Here is a 20,387-nt window from a genome sequence, read left to right as displayed (position 1 = left end):
TGCGAGGACCTCCACGAAGGCAGGCGGACACCTGTCATCACACAGCGCCCGCCGGCTGCGCACCTCGGCCGCGTGGTACCAGGAGGGGAAGGCGGATCCGCTCGGGGGGAAGCCTTCCGCTGTCTGGTCGGCACGATGTGGCGCCCGTGTGTCGAGGGGCTCGACGCCACTGCCGTGTTGTGCTGCTCCGCGAGTTCGGCGGGGACGGCGTCATCGAGTCCGGCGAGTTCGGTGCCTGGTGCGGCTCCGTCTCGTCGACGTCGGCGGTGGCGGGGGAGTCTCCTCGTCGCCGCCTGACCAGTTACTTGTCGGTATCAACCGTATCCGCGAGGCACGCTCGAACACGGCTGACTCGCGCATGCGTTCACCCGTTGGGTCTCCTGCGGGCCGTCCATGGAACGGATCTCCCGATCCGCGGGGCGGATGCCGCCCTGTCGCGGGGGAGCGCCCCTGTGACCGTCGTCGCCCGGATGCCGTAGGAGTCGAGGAGTCGTCGTTCGGTTACGAACGGTTCGCCCACAGGGAGCTCCCGTGAACCACGGGTGACGCCGCCGTGCTGATCCGGCGGACAAGGCCTCAGCGGCAACGGTGAGTGAGCTGACGCACCATAGGGTCAATCGGAATGCAAGAGGGTTCCCGGCAGAGCTGAAATCGCCGAAATCATTCGGATTAGGATGGATTCGACGGATGTAGATCGTTGCAGGTCCACATCCGATCGTATGTGGCTCAGCGGGTACCCGAGCGGTGAGCGGAGGCGACAGTCGGCCGTGGTGAATGCCAGAAGCGATGCGAACAACACCGGCCCGTCCGTCCTGCCTGCCCATCCGCTGCACCAGCGTCAGGGCCTGCGTACGATACCGACCGTGCGGCCTTCGGAGCGACACCTGCGGATGCGGCTGCTCGACGCCGTGGACGAGGACCGGCGAGATGTCGACGTACTGCTGACCGCGCTTCAGCAGGCGGTGACCGAGGTGCACGGCCTGGGTGGCATGGTGCATCTCCCCGGCGCCGGCATGAGCGGCATCCTCTACCTGGTCGCCGACAGCGGCCTGCCGGAGTCGATGACCCGGCCCTGGCTGATCATCCCGGTACGGGGCACGGCGCCCCCCGGCAAGGCCGCCCGCGACAACACCGTCATCTGGCAACCCGACCTGGCCCCGCCCGACCCGTTGCCGGGCCGTGGCCCCGCCGCCCCCTGGCCTTCCCAGCTCTCCGCCGGCGTCGGGCATCTGGCCGTACCCATTCCGAGCGGTGGCCGGCGACGCGGCGCGCTCTCCGTCCTCTTCGCCCCGGGCGCCGAGCCCGGCGCCGCGGAGCGCGAGTTCCTGAACGAGGTGGCGGCGTGGATGTCCGATAGGCTCAGGTCGTCCGGAATCCTCGATCCGTCCCCCACCCTGCTGCGCGCCCTCGAGAACGGACCGGGACCGCGGGGGAGCGCCGCCCCGCGGGACGCGGAACGGGTGCCCTCCTTCACGTACACGTGGGACCTGTACACGGGCGAGCTGACCTCCGACCTGCCCGTCGAGGAGGTGCTGGCCGGCATCGATCCGGAGGTGATGCGCGGCGGCATCGAGGCGTGGGCGGAGCTGATCCACCCGGATGACCTGCCAGGGGCGGTAGCCGGCTTCGACACGGGCATCCAGATGCGCGGCGGCTTCCAGGGCGAGTACCGGATCCGGCGCCAGGACGGCACCTACCTCTGGATCGAGGCCCGTGCCCGGACGATAACCGACGAACAAGGGACGCCGGTGAAGGTCATCGGCACCATCCGGGACAGCAGTGAGACACACGCCGCCGCCGAGTCGGTGGGGCGGGCGCTGCGGCACATGAGCGACGGCTTCGTCTCCCTGGACACGGACTGGCGCATCGGATTCCTGAATCACGCCGCCGAGCGGCTTCTCGGCGGCGCGGGAGACGTGGTCGGAGCCCTGCTCTGGGACATTCCCGCGGTACGTGCCGTGCCGGAGCTGGAGCAGCGGTGCCGGGCCACGGCGGCCGAGGGCCGGCCGGCCGGATTCGACGTACCGGGGCCGGACGGGAGGTCCTGGTACCACCTGCGGCTGGTGCCGGTGCCGGAAGGCCTCACGCTCTACATCACCGACACCACCGAGCGGCATCTGCGGGAGGTCGAGCGGGTCGCCGCGGAGCGGGCCGCCGCGGAGCGGGCGGCCCTGGTGCAGCGGATCACACGGGAGCTGGCCGAGGCCGTCACGGTCCAGGACGTGATGGCGGCGGTGGCCGACGGCGTGATGGCACCCCTGGGGGCCACCGGGTTCATCATGCTCGGCGTGGCCGGCGACCGGCTGACCGTGGTCGGCTCCCGCGGATATCCGGAGCGCTTCACCCGGCTGCTGGACGGGCGGTGGACGGTGCGGGGCACCACCAACCCGGCGGGTGACGCCCTGAGCACCCGCACCCTCCTCTACATATCCTCCCCGGAGGAGTTCCTGAAGCATTACCCGGAGACCGAGATCCTGATCCGGAACAGCGGCAAGCAGGCGTGGGCCTTTCTGCCGCTGGCGGTGTCGGGGCGCGGGATCGGCGCGGCGGTGATCAGCTTCGGCCGACCGCGGGTGCTGGACGATGACGAACGAACGCTGCTGACCGCGCTCAGCGGACTGATCGCGCAGGCCCTGGAGCGGGCCGGGCTCTACGACGAGGCGACGACCCGCGCCCGCACCCTCCAGCGCAGCCTGCTGCCGCAGGCCCTCCCCGAGCTGCCCCAGGTGACCGCTGCGGCGCGCTACCAGCCGGCCAAGCAGGGAGCCGACGTCGGCGGCGACTGGTACGACGTGATCCCGCTCTCCGCGGCCCGGGTGGCGCTCGTGATCGGGGACGTCATGGGCCACGGCATGGCCGAGGCCGCCACCATGGGCGCGCTCCGCACGGCCGTCCGCACCCTCTCGGAGCTGGAACTGCCGCCCGACGAGATCCTCAGCCGCCTCAACGACATCGTCGGCGAGCTGGGCACCGATGCCTTCGCGACCTGCCTGTACGGCATCTACGACCCGGTGACCCGGCGCCTGTCGTACGCCAGCGCCGGTCAGCCGCCCCCGGCGGTGGCCCACCCCGACGGCACCGTCACCTTCCTGGCCATGGCGCCGGACCCGCCCCTGGGGGTGGCCGCTCCGCCCTTCGAGACCCTCGAGACCCTGCTGCCAGCCGACAGTCTGCTCGCCCTCTACAGCGACGGCCTGGTCGAGAGCAAGGACAGGGATGTCACCAGCGGCATGAGCCGCCTCGCCGAGCTTCTCACTCAGTCGGTGAACGCCCTGCCGGCCGCACCGGCGGACGCGTCCGACCTGGACGCCCTCTGCGCCACCCTCACCTCCGCCCTACTCCCCGCCCATGGCGCGCTGGTGGACGACGCCGCCCTGCTGCTGGCCCGCACCCACCCGCTGGACGCGGATGACGTGGCCGAGTGGCCGTTGCCGGAGGACCCGGTGGCGGCGGGCCAGGCCCGCGACCTGGTCCGCGCCCAGCTCGCTCACTGGGGCATAGCCGACGAGGACCTGATCATGACCACCGAGCTCCTGGTCAGCGAGCTGGTCGGGAACGTCATCCGGCACGCCTGCGGACCCATCCGGCTGCGCATGCTCCGCAGCCGCGCACTGATCTGCGAGGTCTCCGACGCCAGCCTGACCACGCCGCACATCCGCCACACCTCCGCCACCGACGAGGGCGGCCGCGGCCTGCAGCTCATCTCCGCACTCTGCCAGCGCTGGGGCACCCGCCACACCCGCACCGGCAAGTCCATCTGGACCGAACAGCCCCTGCCCACCACGCCCTAGTACTGCAACCGCACTCATGGAATCAGCGCAGGTCAGTTTAGGCGTCTGGACACTTCGAAGCTGACGGGCCATCAGATATAGAGAGCCGTTGACCTGCCAGTTCGCGATCGGCCCGGCGCGGCGACTATCACCGTGCGCCGTCGGATCGCCACCGCCCAAAAACCGCCGCACTGCGCCTGACCTGCGGTGACGCGACAGGTGCGGTTGCAGTACTAGGGCCTGTCGTCAAACTGCCGTCGGCCGCCCGGAGGGCGGGCTCTGCGGCGTCAGGTCTGTGCTCTGGGGGTACCCCCTGCTCGAAGAGCTTGGGGGAGTGCCGGGCGGAAGCCCTCGTACTGGATGTACGTGGGATTTCGCCCGGTGCGGCGGTGGGGGCACCGCCCGCGCGAGCGAAGTCGAACGTGGGGGAGCGTGCATGGCGTAGCGGGGCAGGCGGGAGTTTGACGACAGGGCCTAGTCCAGCAGCGGGATCTCGATGGCCGGGCAGTGGTCCATCACCATGTCCAGACCGGCCGCGCGCGTGCGTTCGTACGCGCCCTCGTCGATCACGTCCAGCTGGAACCAGACGGCCTTGGCACCGATCGCGGCGGCCTCGTCGGCGACCGGGCCCGCCAGGCCGCTGTTGACGAACACGTCGACGACGTCGACCGGGAACGGGATCGCGTCCAGCGACGGGTATCCCTGCTCGCCGTGGACCGTCTCCGCCTTGGGGTGGACCGGCACGATCCGCTTGCCGAAGCTCTGGAGTACCGCGGCGACCCGGTAGGCGGCACGGCGCTGGTTCCCGGACAGGCCCACGATCGCCCAGGTGTCGCCCGTCGCGGTGAGGATCTTGCGGATCGTTGCTGAGTCGCCGTACACGGCCGGTCTCCTTCGACGTCCCGCGACGCGGCGGACCCGCGCCGTCTGCTGTGGGGCAACCGCGGGCGGCACAGAGGGATTCCCCGCGCGGCGACGCCCACCGACGACCGTACGGTGGACCGCCCCTTGCCCGGAACGGGCCCCTCCTCCCTGCGCCGGAGCCCTTGTGCGCCTACGCTCGCTCCGTGCTCCGTATCATCGACGCTCGCAACGGCGAGCCCACCGGCGTCCTCCCCGGCCTGGTCCGTGTTCACGCCCATGTCACCGGGGCCGACACCGCTGCGTTGAGGGTGCTGCTGATGGCCGATGTACTGGCCCGGGCCCTGGAACTCGGCGGAACGCCCGTGGTCACGGTCGCAGCCCCGTCCGATGCCCTCCGGGAACGCGCCGACGCCCTCGGCATCCGCCCGGGGGAGCCGGACGCCCCGGGTCTCGGCCGCGCCCTGCACGTGGTCGGGGCGGAGCACACCGCACCCGACGGGGTGTGCGTCGAGGTCGCTCCGGCCACCGGACCCGCCGACACCGCCGCCTCGCCGTCGGCCGTACGCTTCGCCCTGCTCGCCCGCCCCCGCCGGGACCCCGTCGACCTGGACGCGGCCGCCCTGACCGCGGCGCACGACACGCTCGGGCGCTGGCGCGGGGCGGTCGCCGACTGGGCGGTCCACCCCTCGCGGCCCATCCCGGAGCAGGTGCGGCAGGATCTGCGCGCCGCCTGGGAGAACGATCTCGACGTCCCGGCGGTCCTGGAGGTGCTGGAGCGTGTGGAGGGCGACGAAGACCTGCCGGCGGGCGCACGCTTCGAGACCTACGCCTACGCCGACCGCCTGCTCGGCCTGGACCTGGCCCGCGAGATCGGGGCCCGGGCATGACCACCCGCGCCGGGGACGGCCCGCTGCGTCGGCTCGTGGTCCTGCGGCACGCCAAGTCCGCCTGGCCCGACGGCGTCGCCGACCACGAACGGCCTCTCGCGCCCCGCGGCCGCCGGGACGCCCCGGCCGCCGGACGTGCCCTCGCCGAGGCCGACTGCCTGCCCGACCTCGCGCTGTGCTCCACCGCCGTGCGCGCCCGCCAGACCTGGCAGCTGGCCTCGGCCCAGTGGGGCACCCCGCCGCCCGTACGGTTCGACCCGCGGCTGTACGCCGCCGACGTGTCCGATCTGCTGACGGCAGTACACGAGACGCCCCCCGAGGTGGAGACCCTGCTGCTGATCGGGCACAACCCGGAGCTCACGGACCTGGTGCTCGCCCTCGCCGGGCAGGGCCTCGACGACACGCTGGAGCGCGTCCGCACCAAGTTCCCCACCGCGGCGATCGCCGTCCTCGCCGCCCACGGCCCCAGCTGGGCGGCCCTCGCCCCCGGCAGGGCCCTCCTGACGGAGATGACCGTGCCGAGGGGCGAGAAGGAGTAGCCACGGGACGAGCCGCCCACGGGACGGAGCGGCTATCCGACGTGGATGCGGGGGCGGCGCGCCGGGTCCGGCTCGGCGCGGCGCAGCACTTCGCGGGTGACCGGTGCGACCTCGCCGTCGCCGAACACCAGGAAGCGCAGCAGATGGCTGAACGGGGCGCCCTCGGTCCAGTTGAAGTAGGCGTGCGGCACCTGGCCGGTGCGGTCGCGCAGCTCCATCAGGACGGCCGCGATGGTGTTGGGGACGGTCGCCCCGGACACCCGCAGCCTGCGCACCCCGTACTTCTCGTCGCCGTGCACCGTCAGATCGGCGCTGAAGTCCGAGGAGTCGGTGACGAAGACCTCCAGGAACAGCACCGGCCGCCCGTCCGGGATATGGGTCTGCTCGCGCTGGCTGTACTCCTTGGCGCGGTACTCCCGCCTGCTGTGCTCCTGGGGCTCGTTGGCGATCAGCCGCAGCGGCCCGTGCGCGGCCGCCTCCTCGACGAACCTCGTCGCCGGCTCGTCGAAGGTGACGGTCGCGGCGCGCAGTTCGAAGGCGCGGTGCACCCGGGAGGCGAACGACGTGATGAGGATCGCGAGGATGAAGATCAGCGCGATCTTGAGGCCGTCGGGTCGCTCGATCACATTCGTGACCAGGGTGTAGATCAAGACGGCGGTGATCGCTCCGAAGCCGAGCGCGGCGACCCGGTGACCGCGCCGGTGCGCGGCGACCGTCGAGGCGAACGCCGCGGAGAGCATCAGCACGAGCACGCCCGTGGCGTACGCGCCGCTCTGGGCGTCGACATCGGCATGGAACCACAGCGTGATGATGACCGCGGCCACCATGAAGACCAGGACCAGGGGCCGCACGGCACGGGTCCACTCTGGCGCCATACCGTAGCGCGGCAGATAGCGCGGCACCAGGTTGAGCAGGCCGGCCATCGCGGAGGCGCCCGCGAACCAGAGGATCGCGATGGTGGCGACGTCGTAGACTGTGCCGAACGCCCCGCCCAGCTGCTCGTGCGCGAGATAGGCCAGCGCGCGTCCGTTGGCGGGGCCGCCGCTCTTGAAGGCGTCCTGCGGAATCAGGATCGTCGTCGCGAGGCTGGACAGCAGCAGGAGAAAGCTCATGATCACGGCAGCCGTGGTGAGCAGCTTGCGCGTGTCCCGCACTCGTCCGGCCGGACGGTCGTAGGTGTCCGACGGATCACCCTTGATCTGAGGCATCACCGTCACGCCCGTCTCGAAGCCGGACATGCCGAGCGCCAGCTTCGGGAAGACGAGCAGCGCCACACCGATCATCGCGAGCGGCGAGGAGTGCTCGGTGGCCATCGCGTCCGTCCAGTCGCCGATCTTCACCGGGTGGCTCAGCACCTCGAAGACGGCGACCGCGAGCACGATCACGTTGAGGCTCAGATAGGTCGCGACCAGGGCCACCGCGATGCCGATGGCCTCCTTGAACCCCTTCAGGAAGACGGCGCCGAGCGCGGCGAGCAGAAACAGGGTGATCCAGGCATTGGCGCCGTGCGCCCAGTGCGGGGCGTACGGGTTCTCCACGACGTGCGCGGCGGCGTCCGCGGCCGACAGAGTCATCGTGATCATGAAGTCGGTGGCCGCGAAGCCCAGCAGCACCAGGACGAGGATCTTCCCCGCCCACCACGGCAACAGCCGCTCCAGCATGGCGATCGAGCCCTCGCCGTGCGGACTCTCCCGGGCCACGCGGCGGTACACCGGCAGGGCGCCGAAGAGGGTCAGCGCGATCAGCACGAGTGTCGCGAGCGGCGACAGCAGACCGGCCGCGAGGGCGGCGATACCGGGCTGGTAGCCGAGGGTGGAGAAATAGTCCACACCCGTCAGGCACATGACGCGCCACCAGGGATGCCCCTCGTGCGCGGCGTCCGGAGTGGCGTGCGGGCCCGGATGCCGGGCCGCCCGCTCGCTCAGGCCTTCCAACAGCCAGGCCCGCCAGCGGGCCTTGGCGGGGGCGGGCGGCAAGTGGCCGGGTTCGTCGGTGTCCGGACTCTCCACCTGGGTGCCGGTCATGCTGTCGCTCTCTCCTGTGCTCGCTCGGGCGGCCTCGCGGGGCCGCGGCTGCGGCCCGGGCCTTGGACGCCCCGGAACCCGGCAACGACGAGCGAGTATCCATCACGGGGCAGTGTGCCCGGGCGTTCGGGGGCGGACGCGCCGGGGGAAGACCAACCGGTGAGATGTGGGGCACACCTGGTGGGAGGCACCGGGCGGGCGCGGAGTCGCCCTCGTGCCGTGGTTCCGGGAGCGCCGCATAGGCTGGCGTGATGCAGGACGAGTACCGCACAGTCGCCCGCGCGGGCGTGCACGAGACCGAGATCAACCGCTCCCGCTTCCTGTGCGCCCTCGCCCCGGCCGCCACCGAACAGGAGGCGCAGGACTTCATCGCCGAGGTCCGCAAGGAGCACGCCGACGCCACCCACAACTGCTACGCGTACGTCATCGGCGCCGACGCCGCGATCCAGAAGGCGAGCGACGACGGCGAACCGGGCGGCACCGCGGGCGTCCCCATGCTCCAGATGCTGCTGCGCCGCGACATGCGGTACGTCGTCGCCGTCGTCACCCGCTACTACGGCGGGGTGAAGCTCGGCGCGGGCGGGCTCATCAGGGCCTACGGCGGTGCCGTCGGCGAGGCTCTGGACACGCTCGGCACCCTGACCCGCCGCCGGTTCCGGCTCGCCACGGTGACGGTGGACCACCAGCGCGCGGGCAAGGTGCAGAACGATCTGCGGGCGACCGGCCGCGAGGTGCGCGACGTGCGCTACGGCGAGGCCGTCACCATCGAGATCGGGCTGCCCGACGCCGACGTCGAGGCCTTCCGGGCCTGGCTCGCGGACGCCACCGCGGGCACCGCCGCGTTCGAACTGGGCGGGGAGGCCTACGGGGACGCGGACTCGGGACGGTGAGGGATCCGGGGCACGCGCCCCCCTCATCCCCCGTCGGCCATGAGGACGCGGTCAGCGGCGATCCCGGCCGAGCGGATCGCGGCCTCGCTGTTGGGCCGGAGCATCACCCAGTCACCGGCGTAGTCGACCCGGCGCACAGGCCGCTCCAGGAACGCCTGCCGCAAACGCAGCGCGGCCGGTGTCGCCTCCGGCAGGCCCAGCGGCCAGCGGACCACGAAGGCCGTACGCGTCGCCTCGGTCAGCCCCGGAAGGTACCTCTCGGCCTGCGCGCCGACCGTGGACACGATCTCGTCGTCGGACCGCTCCAGCAGGTTCGGGGACGCGTACGGCGAGGCGAAGGCGATCGGGCAGAAGCAGCCGGCCGGAACGGGTGGCGACGCCGAGGTCCCCGGTGGCGAACCAGCCGCCGGTCGACTTGGCCCGCAGCCGCTCCGGTTCGCCGACGTAGTCGGCGCACATCGCCCTGGTACGGGCCATGACCAGGCCGGGCCGACCGCGCCGGACCGGCTGGAGGGTCCCTGGCAGGCGAGCGAGGCCATGGACCTGGCGATCGAGCGGGCGGCCCGGTTCGGGGTCGGCCTGGTCTCGGTGCGCAGGGGCACGCACTTCGGCTGTGCCGGCTACCACGCCAGGCGCGCCGCCGAGCGCGGCATGGTCGGCCTGGTGTCGTCCAACTGCGGCCGGCAGCGCATTGCGCGCCCTCCGGGCGGCCGGGTGGCGCTGCTCGGCACCAACCCGCTGAGCGTGGCCGCCCCGGCCGGCGCGCACCCGCCGTTCGTACTCGACATGAGCACCACCGCGGTGCCGACCGGGCGGGTGCGGGCGGCGGCCCGTATCGGGCAGCAGATCCCGCCCGGGTGGCTCGCCGACGAGAGCGGCCGGGACGTGACCGATCCGGCGGCCTTCGACCGGGGCGAGGCACACCTGCTCTGGCTGGGCGCGGCGAACAGCGCGTTCAAAGGATTCGGACTCGGGCTGATGGTGGAGGTCCTCTCCGCCCTGGTCGCCGGGTCCGGATTCGGCCCTGCGGACGAGGCGCTGCCCGCCGACGGCCGCCCGTCCGGCCGTGACGACGACATCGGCATGCTGATGGTGGCGATCGCGCCCGCACTGCTGCGCGGGCCGGAGGCCGTCGCCCGTGACGCCGAGCAGCTGTTCGGCACCGTGCTGGCCTGTCCGCCCGCCGACGGCGACCACCCGGTGCGCTATCCCGGCTGGCCGGAGGCGGAGCGGGCCCTTCGCCGCCGTGAGCACGGCGTACTGCTGGAGGCGCCGGTCCACAGCGAGCTGGCCGGACTCGCCGACGCGCTCGGCCTGCCCTCCCCGGCGGGCACGGGAGAGCGGTGATGCGGGCGCGGCGGATCGCGGTCGTCGGACTCGGCGCCATCTCCCGGTTCTACCTGCGCGACGGCGAGGTCCACGAGCTGGTGACCACCGACCGGCGCGAGACCGCGCCCGGAACCCGGGTGGACCGGGTCGGCTTCCTCGGCTTCGCGGAGATCGGCTGCGCCGGCGTCCTCGACCGGGGCGACCAGGTCTGGATCGGCGACCGGCTGGTCGGCACCCTCCTCGGTTTCGACTCCTGTCACTTCCCCAATCACTACAACATCCTGATTTCCGCTCCCGAACCGGTGACCGGCATCGACCTCGCCCTGCGCCCGGAGGCAGAGGTGCGGTTCGTCCCCGCCGGCGTGATCGCGCAGTCCGGGCCACGCGAGCCGGGTGGCGCCGCTCCCCTCCACGCCCACGACCTCAAGGAGACCCGATGACCCCTGCTCTCACCGACACCCCGGCAGTCGACCGGGTCGACGCGGTGGCCACCGCACCGGACGTCTTCCACGCCATGGCATCCTTCCAGCAGGCGGCCGCGGCGCACCTCGACGCTCGCCGACCTGGTCCGGGTCCGGGTGTCACAGATCAACGGCTGCGCGTACTGCGTGGACCTGCACGCCCGCGCGGCGCGTGAGGCCGGTGAGACCGAACGGCGACTGTACGCGCTGCCCACCTGGCGAGAGTCGGCGCTGTTCACCCGGGCCGAGCGGGCCGCGCTCGTGCTCTGCGAGGCCCTGACCCTGCTGCCCGAGGCAGGCGTATCCGATGCCGTCTACGCGGAGGCGGCAGCATGGTTCGACGACACCGCCCTCACCCACCTTCTGTGGACCGCCGCGGCGACCAACGTCTGGAACCGGATGGCCGTCGCCACGGGCATGGGCAGGCGAACGGCATCCTCCTGACGCGGTATCGGCCCGGCGGGAGACCCGGGCTGTCGGTGCCCTCCGCCACGGCATCACACGCTGAGCGGCCGTCTGCTGAGCAGACGGCCCTCGGTGCGGCCGGAAAATCATGGACATTTCCGACGATTTAGGGATGAATAAGGGTGAGTAGTCGGGGTCGTGGTGGCTCAGGGGGCGGCAGGCGTTAGCGTGGTGGGTGCTGACCGTGAGCCCATGCTGGTCGGTGCTGGTTCTTGAGGCTTTCCAGGGGGAGACGTGCGGGTCGGAGCGGTTTCTTGAGATTGCTGCACACGTCCGACTGGCATCTGGGCCGGGCCTTCCACCGCGTGAACATGCTCGACGCCCAAGCCGCGTTCATCGACCACCTCGTCGCGACCGTGCGCGAGCGCGGCGTGGACGCCGTGGTCGTGTCGGGGGACGTGTACGACCGGGCGGTGCCGCCCCTGGCCGCGGTCGAGCTGTTCGACGGGGCCCTGCACCGGCTCGCCGACCTGGGCGTGCCCACGGTGATGATCTCCGGGAACCACGACTCGGCGCGCCGCCTCGGCGTCGGCGCCGGTCTCCTCGGCCGCGCGGGCGTCCATCTGCGCACCGAGCCCGCCGCCTGCGGCACCCCCGTCATGCTCGCCGACACCTACGGGGCCGTCGCCTTCTACGGCCTGCCGTATTTGGAACCTGCCCTGGTCAAGGACGAGTTCAGCACCAAGGCGGGCCACGAGGCGGTGCTCGCGGCCGCCATGAACCGGGTCCGCGCCGACCTCGCCATGCGTCCGCCCGGCACCCGCTCCGTCGTCCTCGCGCACGCCTTCGTCACCGGCGGCGAGCCCAGCGACAGCGAGCGGGACATCACGGTCGGCGGGGTCGCCGCGGTGCCCGCGGGCGTCTTCGCCGGGGTGGACTACGCGGCCCTGGGCCATCTGCACGGCAGCCAGACCATCACCGAGCGCGTGCGCTACTCCGGCTCCCCGCTGCCGTACTCCTTCTCGGAGGCAGGCCACCGCAAGAGCATGTGGCTCGTCGACCTCGGAGCCGACGGCTCCCTCACGGCGGACCGTGTCGACTGCCCGGTGCCGCGCCCCCTCGCCCGGATCCGGGGGAGACTCGAGGACCTCCTCGTGGATCCGGAGCTGGAGCGCCACGAGGAGGCCTGGCTGGAGGCCACGCTCACCGACCCGGTACGGCCCGCCGAGCCGATGGCCCGGCTGGCCGGGCGCTTCCCGCACACGCTCAGCCTCGTCTTCGACCCCGAGCGCCCCCCCGAGGACCCCGCCGCGTCATACGCGCGGCGGCTGGCGGGCCGCTCCGACCAGCAGATCGCGGAGGACTTCGTGGCCCATGTGCGCGGAGCGCGACCCGACGCACACGAACGGGCCGTGCTCCAGGACGCGTTCGACGCGGTCCGCGCCGACGACACCGTCCGGGAGATCGCGTGACGCACGCCCGGGACACGGAGGGCGCCCTGTGAGGCTGCACCGGCTCGACATCACCGCGTTCGGCCCCTTCGGCGGCACCCAGCGTGTCGACTTCGACGCGCTGTCCGCCGCCGGGCTGTTCCTCCTTCACGGACCCACGGGCGCGGGCAAGACCTCGGTCCTGGACGCCGTGTGCTACGCGCTGTACGGGGCCGTGCCCGGCGCCCGGCAGAGCGGCCAGGGCCTCACGCTGCGCAGCGACCACGCGGCGCCGGGCACCCGCACGGAGGTCCGGCTCGAACTCACCGTCGCCGGACGCCGGTTGGAGATCACCCGGCAGCCCCCGTGGGAGCGCCCCAAGAAGCGCGGCACCGGCACGACGACCGACAAGGCACAGACCTGGCTGCGCGAGTACGACGCCACCCATGGCGCCTGGAAGGACCTCAGCCGCTCCCACCAGGAGATCGGCGAGGAGATCACCCAGCTGCTCGGCATGAGCCGTGAACAGTTCTGCCAGGTCGTGCTGTTGCCGCAGGGCGACTTCGCCCGTTTTCTGCGCGCCGACGCCGAGGCCCGCGGCAAACTGCTGGGCCGCCTCTTCGACACCCGCCGCTTCGCCGAGGTCGAAAAACGCCTCGCCGAGCGGCGCCGGGCCACCGAGGCCGAGGTGCGCGAGGGGGACGCGGCACTGCTCGCCGACGCGCACCGGATGCAGCAGGCCGCGGGCGACCCCCTGCCCCTGCCGGACCTGCAACCGGGCGACCCGGGACTCGCCACCGCCGTCCTCGGCTGGGCCGCCGTCGCGCGGAGCACCGCCCGGGAGCGGCTCACGATCGCGCAGAGCACGCGGACGGCCGCGGAGTCGGCGCGTTCCGCCACCGAGCGCGTTCTCGACGACGTACGCGAACGGGCGCGGCTCCAGCGCCGGTTCGCCGAGGCCCGGGAGCGCGCGGCCCTGCTCGAACAGCGGGCCGACGCCCACCGGGAGGCGCAGGGACGCATGGAGCGCTCCCGGAAGGCCGAGGCCGTCGGGCCCGCCCTCGATCTGCGGGAGTCCGCCGAGACCGAGCACCGCGGGGCCGCCGCCGAGGAGGCACGCACGCGTGCCGTGCTCCCGGAGACGTTCGCGGACGCCGGAGCGGCCGGTCTCGCCGCCGCCGCCCGCCGTGCCGCCGAGGAGCTGGGCGGCCTGGAGTCGGCCCGCCGTGCCGAGCGGCGGCTGGCCGCCATCACCGCGGAGCGGGCGGATCTGGACCGCGAGGAGCGAGCCGACGAGGCCGTCCTCCAGGACGCCGGGGACTGGCTCGCCGAATGGGAGGAGACCCGCACGGGCTTGCAGGCCCGGATCGACTCCGCCCAGGAGGACGCGGCCCGGGCCGAGCAGCTCGCCGTGCAGCGCGAGCCCGCGCGCAAGCGGCTGGCGGCGGCTCGCGAGCGGGACCGGCTGACCCGGGACGCCGACGCCGCCCAGGCCCGTGCCCTGGCTGCCCGGGAACGCGCGCTCACGGCCCATGAGCACTGGCTCGACCTCAAGGAGCAGCGCCTCAAGGGCATCGCCGCCGAACTCGCCGCCGGACTCCTGGACGGCGAACCCTGCGCCGTGTGCGGAGCGACCGACCACCCCGCGCCCGCGCGGAAGGTCGCCGGACACGTCGACCGGGAGGCGGAGGAGCAAGCCCTCGCCGCGCATCGCCACGCCGAGGAGCAGCGCGCCGAGGACGAGCGGCGGCTCGGCGCCGTACGCGAGGCGCTGGCCGCCGCCACCGCCGAGGCCGGTGAGGAGCCGACCGCCGAACTGGCCGCCCGGGCGCAGGACGTGGAGCGGCTCTACGGCATGGCCCGCGACGGCGCCACCCGGCTGCATGCGGCGCAGGAGGACCTGCGCCGGGCCGAGCACGAGCGGGAGCGACGGACCGCGGCCCGCCAGGAAGCCGATGTGCGCGGGGCGGCCCGGACATCCCGCAGGGAGGCTCTGGAGAGGGAACGCCTCGCGCTGGAGGAGGAGTTGGCCCAGGCTCGGGGCGACGCCGTGAGTGTGGCCGCGCGTTCGGCGCAGCTGGAACGCCGGGCCGCCCTGCTCACCGACGCGGCCGACGCCGCCCGCGCCGCTCAGGACGCCGCACAACGGCTCAAGGAGGCCGACGCGCGCCTGGCCGACGCGGCCTTCCGCGCCGGGTTCGACACCCCGCAGGCCGCGGCCGCCGCACTCCTGGACGACACGGCCCACCGCGATCTGCAGCGACGGCTGGACGCCTGGCAGCAGGAACAGGCCGCCGTGCGCGCGGTGCTGGCCGAGGCCGACACCACGGCCGCCGCGCAGCAGCCGCCCGCCGATCTCGCCGCCGCCGAACGGGCCGGCGATGCCGCGGCCCGGCGCCTCCAGGAGGCGGTCTCCGCACTGGACGCGGCGATGAGCCGCTGCGCCGAACTCGACCGGCTGTCGACGCGCGCCACCGCGTCCGTACGGCGGCTCGCGCCGCTGCGCGAGGAGTACGACCGGGTGGCCCGGCTGGCGTCCCTGACGGCCGGCACCTCCGCCGACAACGAACGCAGGATGCGGCTGGAGTCGTATGTGCTCGCCGCCCGTCTCGAACAGGTGGCGGCCGCCGCGACCGCGCGGTTGCAGCGCATGTCCTCCGGCCGCTACACCCTCGTCCACTCCGACGACCGCTCCGGACGCGGCCGCAGCGGTCTCGGACTGCATGTCGTCGACGCGTGGACGGGGCGGGAGCGGGACACCGCGACGCTCTCCGGCGGGGAGACGTTCTTCGCCTCCCTCGCCCTCGCCCTGGGCCTCGCGGACGTCGTCACCGACGAGGCCGGCGGGGTCCGGCTCGACACCCTCTTCATCGACGAGGGCTTCGGCAGTCTCGACGACCAGACCCTCGACGAGGTCCTCGACGTGCTGGACTCCCTGCGGGAGCGGGACCGCAGCGTGGGCATCGTGAGCCATGTCGGGGATCTGCGGCGGCGCATCCACGCGCAGCTGGAGATAGTCAAGGGCAGAACGGGCTCGGCCGTACGGCAGCGGGGAGCCGGCTGAGGCGGGTTCGGAGGGAGCCGGTCAGTTGCCGAGGGGACGCTGGGGGAGAGGTGAGGAGTAGACGACACTCGTCGTCACCGAACCCAGCGCGCCGATCCGGCCCGACACCTCCTCGAGGTGGCGCATCGAGCGTGCCGCGACCTTGATGACGAAACAGTCGTCCCCGGTGACGTGGTGCGCCTCCAGGATCTCCGGGGTCGTGGCCACGAGATCGTGGAACGGACGGTAGTTGCCGTTCGGGTAGCGCAGGCGGACGAACGCGAGGATCGACAGGCCCAGGCGCTCGGGGTCGACCACCGCCGCATACCCCTTGATGACGCCCGCCTCCTCAAGCCGGCGCACCCGTTCGGTGACCGCGCTCGCGGACATGGAGACGGCACGGGCCAGTTCGGCATAGCTGGCCCGGCCCTCGCGCTGCAGGACGTCGAGGATGCGCCAGTCGGTGGCGTCCGGGGAATACGCGGTCATCACGGAGAGATAGCAGGGGAATCCCCGGCAGATCAAGGGGTGTGCCGGGGATCGCTCCTTCAGACCGCCGGTCGACGGCCATAGATTCATGACGCGCCGAGATCCGCGAGAGAAGGGCACACCCATGACCACCAGCCCCGCAGCCGTCAACCCCGTCCTGGGCGTCGCCCCGGCCGACCCGGCCACCGCCGCCGCCCACTTCCGGGCGAGTCTCGCCTTCCACACCGATGTGGCCGACGTCGCCGCTGCGCTGTCTGCGGGCGGCGACCCCGGTTTCGTCGTCCTCGACTCGCGCTCGACGCAGGCGTGGGACCAGGGCCATGTCCCCGGCGCGGTCCATCTGCCGACCGCGCTCGTCCCCGAGCGGGCCGGGCAGCTGCTGGACAGGTCCGTGCCGGTCGTCACGTACTGCTGGGGCCCGAGCTGCAACGGCGCGGCACGGGCGGCCCTCGCCCTCGCCGAACTGGGCTTCCAGGTCAAGGAGATGCTCGGCGGGTTCGAGTACTGGGTGCGCGAGGGTCTCGCCTACGACACCGGTCAGGGAGCAGCCGGACCCGCGGCCGCCGCGGACGACTGCGGCTGCTGACCCGACCGCCGGGCCCCCGCCGGTGGCGTGGGCCCGGCCGCGCGCGAGTGGGTCAGAGCCGGGACAGCTCGTCCACCAGATCGTCCAGGCCCAGGGAGCCCTGCGAGAGCGCCGCCATGTGCCAGGCCTTGGCGTCGAACGCCTCGCCGTGGCGCTTCCTGGCGTTCTCGCGGCCCAGCAGCCAGGCGCGCTCGCCGAGCTTGTAGCCGGTCGCCTGGCCGGGCATGCAGAGGTAGCGGATCAGCTCGCTCTCCACGAAGTCGGCCGGCCGGCTGCTGTGCGCGCCGAAGAACTCCTGCGCCAGCTCCGGCGTCCAGCGCTCGCCCGGATGGAACGGCGAATCCGCCGGGATCTCCAGCTCCAGATGCATGCCGATGTCGATGATCACGCGGACCGCCCGCATCATCTGCGCGTCCAGATACCCGAGCCGCTGCTCCGGATCCGTGAGGAAGCCCAGCTCGTCCATGAGGCGCTCGGCGTACAGGGCCCAGCCCTCCATGTTGGCGCTCACCCCGCCCACCGTCGCCTGGTAGCGGGAGAGGTCCTCCGCCACGTGCGCCCACTGGGCGAGCTGGAGGTGGTGGCCGGGCACGCCCTCGTGGTACCAGGTCGAGACCAGGTCGTACACCGGGAACCGGGTCTGCCCCATCGTCGGCAGCCAGGTCCGGCCCGGGCGGGAGAAGTCGGCGGACGGCGCCGTGTAGTACGGCGCCGCGGCGCTGCCGGGCGGCGCGATGCACGACTCCACCTTCCGCACCCGCTCCGCGAGTTCGAAGTGCGTGCCGTCCAGCGCCTCGATCGCCTCGTCCATCAGACCCTGGAGCCAGGTGCGGGTCTCGTCGACACCATCGACATGGGCGCCGTGCTCGTCGAGGTGGGCGAGCGCCACCCACGGCGTCTCGGCGCCGGGCAGGATCTTCTCGGCCTCCTTCTTCATCTCGCCGAGAATGCGGTGGTACTCGGACCAGCCGTACGCGTAGGCCTCGTCGAGGTCCAGGTCGGTGCCGTTGAAGTAGCGGGACCAGCGGGCGTAGCGCTCACGGCCGACCGTCTCCGGGGCGCCCTCGACCGCGGGCGCGTACACATCGCGCATCCAGTCCCGCAGTTCGACGACGGCCGCGCCGGCCGCGCGCGCGGCCTCGTCCAGCTCCGTACGCAGCGAGGCCGGCCCGGACGAGGCGAAGTCCTCGAACCAGCCGTGGCCCTCGCCGTCCACGTCCGACCACTGGGTGAGCTGCTCGACGAACGTGGCGGTCGCGCGCGGGCCGGCGTGCAGCTTGCGCTCCAGACCGAGGGCGAGGGACTCGCGGTAGCCGCGCAGGGCGGCCGGTACGGCCCGCAGCCGCTCGGTCACCGCGGCCCAGTCCTCCTCGGTCGCGGTGGGGGTGATCGTGAAGACATCACGCACGGAGTGCACCGGGGTGTGCAGATTGCCCACCGTCCTGAGGCCCTCGTCCGCCTCGTGAACCGCGAGCTCCGCGGTCAGCCGCTCGCGCAGCAGCCGCGCACACCGGCGCTCGATGTCACTGTCCGCGCCGGGTAGGCGCTCCGCCTCGTCGAGCCGGGCGAGGGTCGCCCGTGCCAGCCCGGCGAGCGCTTCCTGTCCCGCGGGCGAGGTGTCGGGCAGCCTGCTCGCGCTTTCCTTCACACCGAGGTAGGTGCCGGTGACCGGGTCGAGGGCGACGAGGTCGTCGACATAGGCGTCGGCGACCTCCCGGGGCAGAAGTCTCCTGGTGGTGTCTGACATGCGGACCATCCTCTACGGTGACGTGGTCCACGTCACGGGGTTTCCGCGCTCGGCTTACGCCTGCTCAGCGGGTTTCGGCGCGGTCTGGCCGGGTGGCAGCAGCGGACCGCAGTCCCACTGCTGGAAGATCAGCCGGGTCTCCACCCGCGCCACTTCGCGCCGGGCCGTGAACTCGTCCAGAACCAGGCGCTGGAGATCGGCCATGTCCGCCACCGCGACATGCACCAGATAGTCGTCGGGTCCGGTGAGATGGAAGACCGTACGGGACTCGGGCAACGCCCGGATCCGCTCCACGAAGGGTCCCACCAGTTCCCGTCGGTGCGGTCTGACCTGCACCGACAACAGCGCTTCGAGTCCGCGGCCCAGCTTCGCCGGGTCCAGCCGCAGCTGATGGCCGAGAATCACACCCGAACGGCGTAGCCGGGTCACCCGGTCCAGACAGGTCGAGGGAGCCACGCCCACCTGGGCCGCCAGATCGCGGTAGGTCGTCCGGGCGTCGTTCTGCAACAGGCGCAGAAGGTGGAGATCCACCGGGTCCAGTACGACAGATTCGGCCATGTGCCGAACGTAACACGGGTTTCGCCGCCACGACCCCGTGCGGTGTTCAGGCTGCGGGCCCATGGATGCCCGTTCTCAGGACACGCAGAATCGATTCCCCGTCGGCGACCTGCCAGGCCTCCGGGCACTGGCCACCGAGGCCGTGCACGCCGGGCGCGAGGACCTCGTCGGTCAGGGGCTGCACGCCGCGCCCATCGACCTCTCCACCACCTACCCCTCCTACGACAGCCGTGGGGAGGCGGCCCGGATCGACGCCTTCGCGGCCGACGGCGGGGAGCTGACCGGCCCGCCCGTCTACGCGCGGCTCGGCAACCCGACCGTCGCCCGCTTCGAGACCGCGCTCGCCCGGCTGGAGGGCACCGAGAGCGCGGTCGCGTTCGCCAGCGGGATGGCCGCGCTGAGCGCCGTGCTGCTGGCGCGGAACGCCCTCGGGCTGCGCCATGTGGTGGCCGTACGACCGCTGTACGGATGCAGCGACCATCTGCTGAACGCCGGACTGCTGGGCTCGGAGGTGACCTGGACCGACCCGGCGGGCATCGCGGCGGCGTTGCGCCCCGACACCGGTCTCGTCATGGTCGAGTCGCCGGCCAACCCGACGCTCGCCGAGGTCGACCTGCGCGCGATCGCCCACGCCTGCGGCTCGGTCCCGCTGCTGGTGGACAACACCTTCGCGACGCCCGTGCTGCAGCGCCCCGCCGAGCACGGCGCCCGGCTGGTGCTGCACAGCGCCACCAAGTACCTCGGCGGCCACGGCGATGTGATGGGCGGCGTGGTGGCCTGCGACGAGGAACTGGCGCGCCGGCTGCGCCAGGTGCGCTTCGCGACGGGCGCGGTGCTGCATCCGCTCGCCGGCTATCTGCTGCTGCGGGGTCTGTCGACGCTGCCGATACGGGTCCGGGCCGCGTCCGCCACCGCCGCCGAACTCGCCGGCCGGCTCGCCGCCGATCCCCGCGTCGCCCGAGTGCACTACCCGCGCATCGGCGGCGCGATGATCGCCTTCGAGGTGCACGGCGATCCGCACGCGGTGATCGGCGGGGTCCGGCTGATCACCCCCGCGGTGAGCCTCGGCAGCGTCGACACCCTCATCCAGCACCCGGCGTCGATCAGCCACCGCGTCGTCGACGAGCCCGACCGCCAGGGCGCCGGGGTGAGCGACCGGCTGCTGCGGCTGTCGGTGGGCCTGGAGGACGTCGAGGACCTGTGGACCGATCTCGACGGGGCGCTCGGGGCCGTGTCGACCGCCGGCGAGCGGCGGACGGAAGAGGTCGCGGGGCGGTAGCGGGCCCGCCCTTCGCCCGGGGTCCCGGGGAAGCCGAACGGCCCGGCGGACTGCGCCGGGCCGTTCCCTGTGCCGTACGCCGTGCG

General features: G+C 72.9%; 18 protein-coding genes. 12 read left to right on the top strand and 6 right to left on the bottom strand.

Annotated features, from left to right (window positions below):
* Nucleotides 1–863 precede the first annotated feature (863 nt).
* Nucleotides 864–3,791, top strand: a complete 2,928-nt coding sequence (locus tag ACFYX0_RS21565) for a SpoIIE family protein phosphatase (protein WP_388972312.1) — start codon at nt 864–866, stop codon at nt 3,789–3,791.
* A 453-nt stretch (nt 3,792–4,244) separates the two neighbouring features.
* Here ACFYX0_RS21565 and ACFYX0_RS21560 read toward each other — a convergent pair whose 3' ends face one another.
* Nucleotides 4,245–4,652: a CoA-binding protein gene (locus ACFYX0_RS21560; protein WP_388972309.1), complete on the bottom strand. Its 408-nt coding sequence runs from the start codon at nt 4,650–4,652 to the stop codon at nt 4,245–4,247.
* Nucleotides 4,653–4,837: 185 nt separating this feature from the next.
* Here ACFYX0_RS21560 and ACFYX0_RS21555 point away from each other — a divergent pair, with 185 nt between their 5' ends.
* Nucleotides 4,838–5,521, top strand: coding sequence for a hypothetical protein (locus tag ACFYX0_RS21555; protein WP_388972306.1), 684 nt, complete (start codon nt 4,838–4,840; stop codon nt 5,519–5,521).
* On the top strand, nt 5,518–6,060 hold the full coding sequence (locus tag ACFYX0_RS21550) for a SixA phosphatase family protein (protein WP_388972303.1): 543 nt from the start codon (nt 5,518–5,520) through the stop codon (nt 6,058–6,060). Before ACFYX0_RS21555 ends, ACFYX0_RS21550 begins: the two co-directional genes overlap by 4 nt.
* A gap of 32 nt (nt 6,061–6,092) precedes the next feature.
* On the opposite strand, the gene ACFYX0_RS21545 is transcribed toward ACFYX0_RS21550, so the two are convergent.
* Nucleotides 6,093–8,084 carry an amino acid transporter gene (locus tag ACFYX0_RS21545; RefSeq protein ID WP_388972300.1) on the bottom strand — a complete coding sequence of 664 codons (1,992 nt, stop codon included), beginning with the start codon at nt 8,082–8,084 and terminating at the stop codon, nt 6,093–6,095.
* A gap of 251 nt (nt 8,085–8,335) precedes the next feature.
* On the opposite strand from ACFYX0_RS21545, the gene ACFYX0_RS21540 reads away from it, so the two are divergent.
* Nucleotides 8,336–8,974, top strand: coding sequence for a YigZ family protein (locus ACFYX0_RS21540; RefSeq protein WP_388972297.1), 639 nt, complete (start codon nt 8,336–8,338; stop codon nt 8,972–8,974).
* 23 nt (nt 8,975–8,997) lie between these two features.
* Here the strand turns inward: ACFYX0_RS21540 and ACFYX0_RS21535 are convergent, their stop codons facing one another.
* Nucleotides 8,998–9,258, bottom strand: a complete 261-nt coding sequence (locus ACFYX0_RS21535) for a hypothetical protein (protein ID WP_388972292.1) — start codon at nt 9,256–9,258, stop codon at nt 8,998–9,000.
* Between ACFYX0_RS21535 and ACFYX0_RS21530 the strand changes: the two genes are divergently transcribed.
* The 6 genes from ACFYX0_RS21530 (at nt 9,251) to ACFYX0_RS21505 (ending at nt 15,663) form a co-directional block, all read left to right on the top strand.
* Nucleotides 9,251–10,321, top strand: coding sequence for an Ldh family oxidoreductase (locus ACFYX0_RS21530; protein ID WP_388972289.1), 1,071 nt, complete (start codon nt 9,251–9,253; stop codon nt 10,319–10,321). The two genes, ACFYX0_RS21535 and ACFYX0_RS21530, sit on opposite strands and share 8 nt — an antisense overlap.
* Nucleotides 10,321–10,743: a DUF6917 domain-containing protein gene (locus ACFYX0_RS21525; RefSeq protein WP_388972288.1), complete on the top strand. Its 423-nt coding sequence runs from the start codon at nt 10,321–10,323 to the stop codon at nt 10,741–10,743. Before ACFYX0_RS21530 ends, ACFYX0_RS21525 begins: the two co-directional genes overlap by 1 nt.
* Nucleotides 10,740–10,940, top strand: a complete 201-nt coding sequence (locus tag ACFYX0_RS21520; RefSeq protein ID WP_388972286.1) for a hypothetical protein — start codon at nt 10,740–10,742, stop codon at nt 10,938–10,940. The genes ACFYX0_RS21525 and ACFYX0_RS21520 overlap by 4 nt, the downstream gene beginning before the upstream one ends.
* Nucleotides 10,912–11,208, top strand: a complete 297-nt coding sequence (locus ACFYX0_RS21515) for a carboxymuconolactone decarboxylase family protein (RefSeq protein WP_388972283.1) — start codon at nt 10,912–10,914, stop codon at nt 11,206–11,208. Before ACFYX0_RS21520 ends, ACFYX0_RS21515 begins: the two co-directional genes overlap by 29 nt.
* A 275-nt stretch (nt 11,209–11,483) precedes the next feature.
* On the top strand, nt 11,484–12,641 hold the full coding sequence (locus ACFYX0_RS21510; protein WP_388972280.1) for an exonuclease SbcCD subunit D: 1,158 nt from the start codon (nt 11,484–11,486) through the stop codon (nt 12,639–12,641).
* A 28-nt stretch (nt 12,642–12,669) separates the two neighbouring features.
* On the top strand, nt 12,670–15,663 hold the full coding sequence (locus tag ACFYX0_RS21505) for an AAA family ATPase (RefSeq protein WP_388972276.1): 2,994 nt from the start codon (nt 12,670–12,672) through the stop codon (nt 15,661–15,663).
* A gap of 21 nt (nt 15,664–15,684) precedes the next feature.
* Here the strand turns inward: ACFYX0_RS21505 and ACFYX0_RS21500 are convergent, their stop codons facing one another.
* A complete protein-coding gene (locus ACFYX0_RS21500) occupies nt 15,685–16,131 on the bottom strand; it encodes an Lrp/AsnC family transcriptional regulator (RefSeq protein ID WP_355908245.1) in 447 nt (148 codons plus the stop codon).
* A gap of 124 nt (nt 16,132–16,255) precedes the next feature.
* Here ACFYX0_RS21500 and ACFYX0_RS21495 point away from each other — a divergent pair, with 124 nt between their 5' ends.
* Nucleotides 16,256–16,717: a rhodanese-like domain-containing protein gene (locus ACFYX0_RS21495; RefSeq protein WP_388972273.1), complete on the top strand. Its 462-nt coding sequence runs from the start codon at nt 16,256–16,258 to the stop codon at nt 16,715–16,717.
* A gap of 52 nt (nt 16,718–16,769) precedes the next feature.
* Here the strand turns inward: ACFYX0_RS21495 and ACFYX0_RS21490 are convergent, their stop codons facing one another.
* A complete protein-coding gene (locus ACFYX0_RS21490) occupies nt 16,770–18,464 on the bottom strand; it encodes a DUF885 domain-containing protein (protein WP_388972269.1) in 1,695 nt (564 codons plus the stop codon).
* 54 nt (nt 18,465–18,518) lie between these two features.
* The gene (locus tag ACFYX0_RS21485; RefSeq protein ID WP_311691339.1) at nt 18,519–19,022 is read right to left on the bottom strand and encodes an Lrp/AsnC family transcriptional regulator; all 504 of its coding nucleotides are present in this window, start codon (nt 19,020–19,022) and stop codon (nt 18,519–18,521) included.
* 61 nt (nt 19,023–19,083) lie between these two features.
* Here ACFYX0_RS21485 and ACFYX0_RS21480 point away from each other — a divergent pair, with 61 nt between their 5' ends.
* Entirely contained in the window at nt 19,084–20,301 is a 1,218-nt protein-coding gene (locus ACFYX0_RS21480; RefSeq protein WP_388972266.1) for a trans-sulfuration enzyme family protein, read from the top strand.
* Nucleotides 20,302–20,387 lie beyond the last annotated feature (86 nt).

Origin of the sequence: Streptomyces sp. NPDC002573 (assembly GCF_042889625.1) — a bacterium.
GTDB lineage: Bacteria > Actinomycetota > Actinomycetes > Streptomycetales > Streptomycetaceae > Streptomyces > Streptomyces gibsoniae.
This window is presented reverse-complemented; position numbering and strand designations above follow the sequence as displayed.

Excerpts from the sequence above, each read along its gene's own strand:
- ACFYX0_RS21520 (WP_388972286.1), top strand. The coding sequence starts at position 10,740 with ATGACCCCTGCTCTCACCGACACCCCGGCAGTCGACCGGGTCGACGCG.
- ACFYX0_RS21500 (WP_355908245.1), bottom strand. The coding sequence starts at position 16,131 with ATGACCGCGTATTCCCCGGACGCCACCGACTGGCGCATCCTCGACGTC.
- ACFYX0_RS21485 (WP_311691339.1), bottom strand. The coding sequence starts at position 19,022 with ATGGCCGAATCTGTCGTACTGGACCCGGTGGATCTCCACCTTCTGCGC.
- ACFYX0_RS21540 (WP_388972297.1), top strand. The coding sequence starts at position 8,336 with ATGCAGGACGAGTACCGCACAGTCGCCCGCGCGGGCGTGCACGAGACC.
- ACFYX0_RS21495 (WP_388972273.1), top strand. The coding sequence starts at position 16,256 with ATGACCACCAGCCCCGCAGCCGTCAACCCCGTCCTGGGCGTCGCCCCG.
- ACFYX0_RS21480 (WP_388972266.1), top strand. The coding sequence starts at position 19,084 with ATGGATGCCCGTTCTCAGGACACGCAGAATCGATTCCCCGTCGGCGAC.
- ACFYX0_RS21545 (WP_388972300.1), bottom strand. The coding sequence starts at position 8,084 with ATGACCGGCACCCAGGTGGAGAGTCCGGACACCGACGAACCCGGCCAC.
- ACFYX0_RS21550 (WP_388972303.1), top strand. The coding sequence starts at position 5,518 with ATGACCACCCGCGCCGGGGACGGCCCGCTGCGTCGGCTCGTGGTCCTG.
- ACFYX0_RS21490 (WP_388972269.1), bottom strand. The coding sequence starts at position 18,464 with ATGTCAGACACCACCAGGAGACTTCTGCCCCGGGAGGTCGCCGACGCC.
- ACFYX0_RS21525 (WP_388972288.1), top strand. The coding sequence starts at position 10,321 with ATGCGGGCGCGGCGGATCGCGGTCGTCGGACTCGGCGCCATCTCCCGG.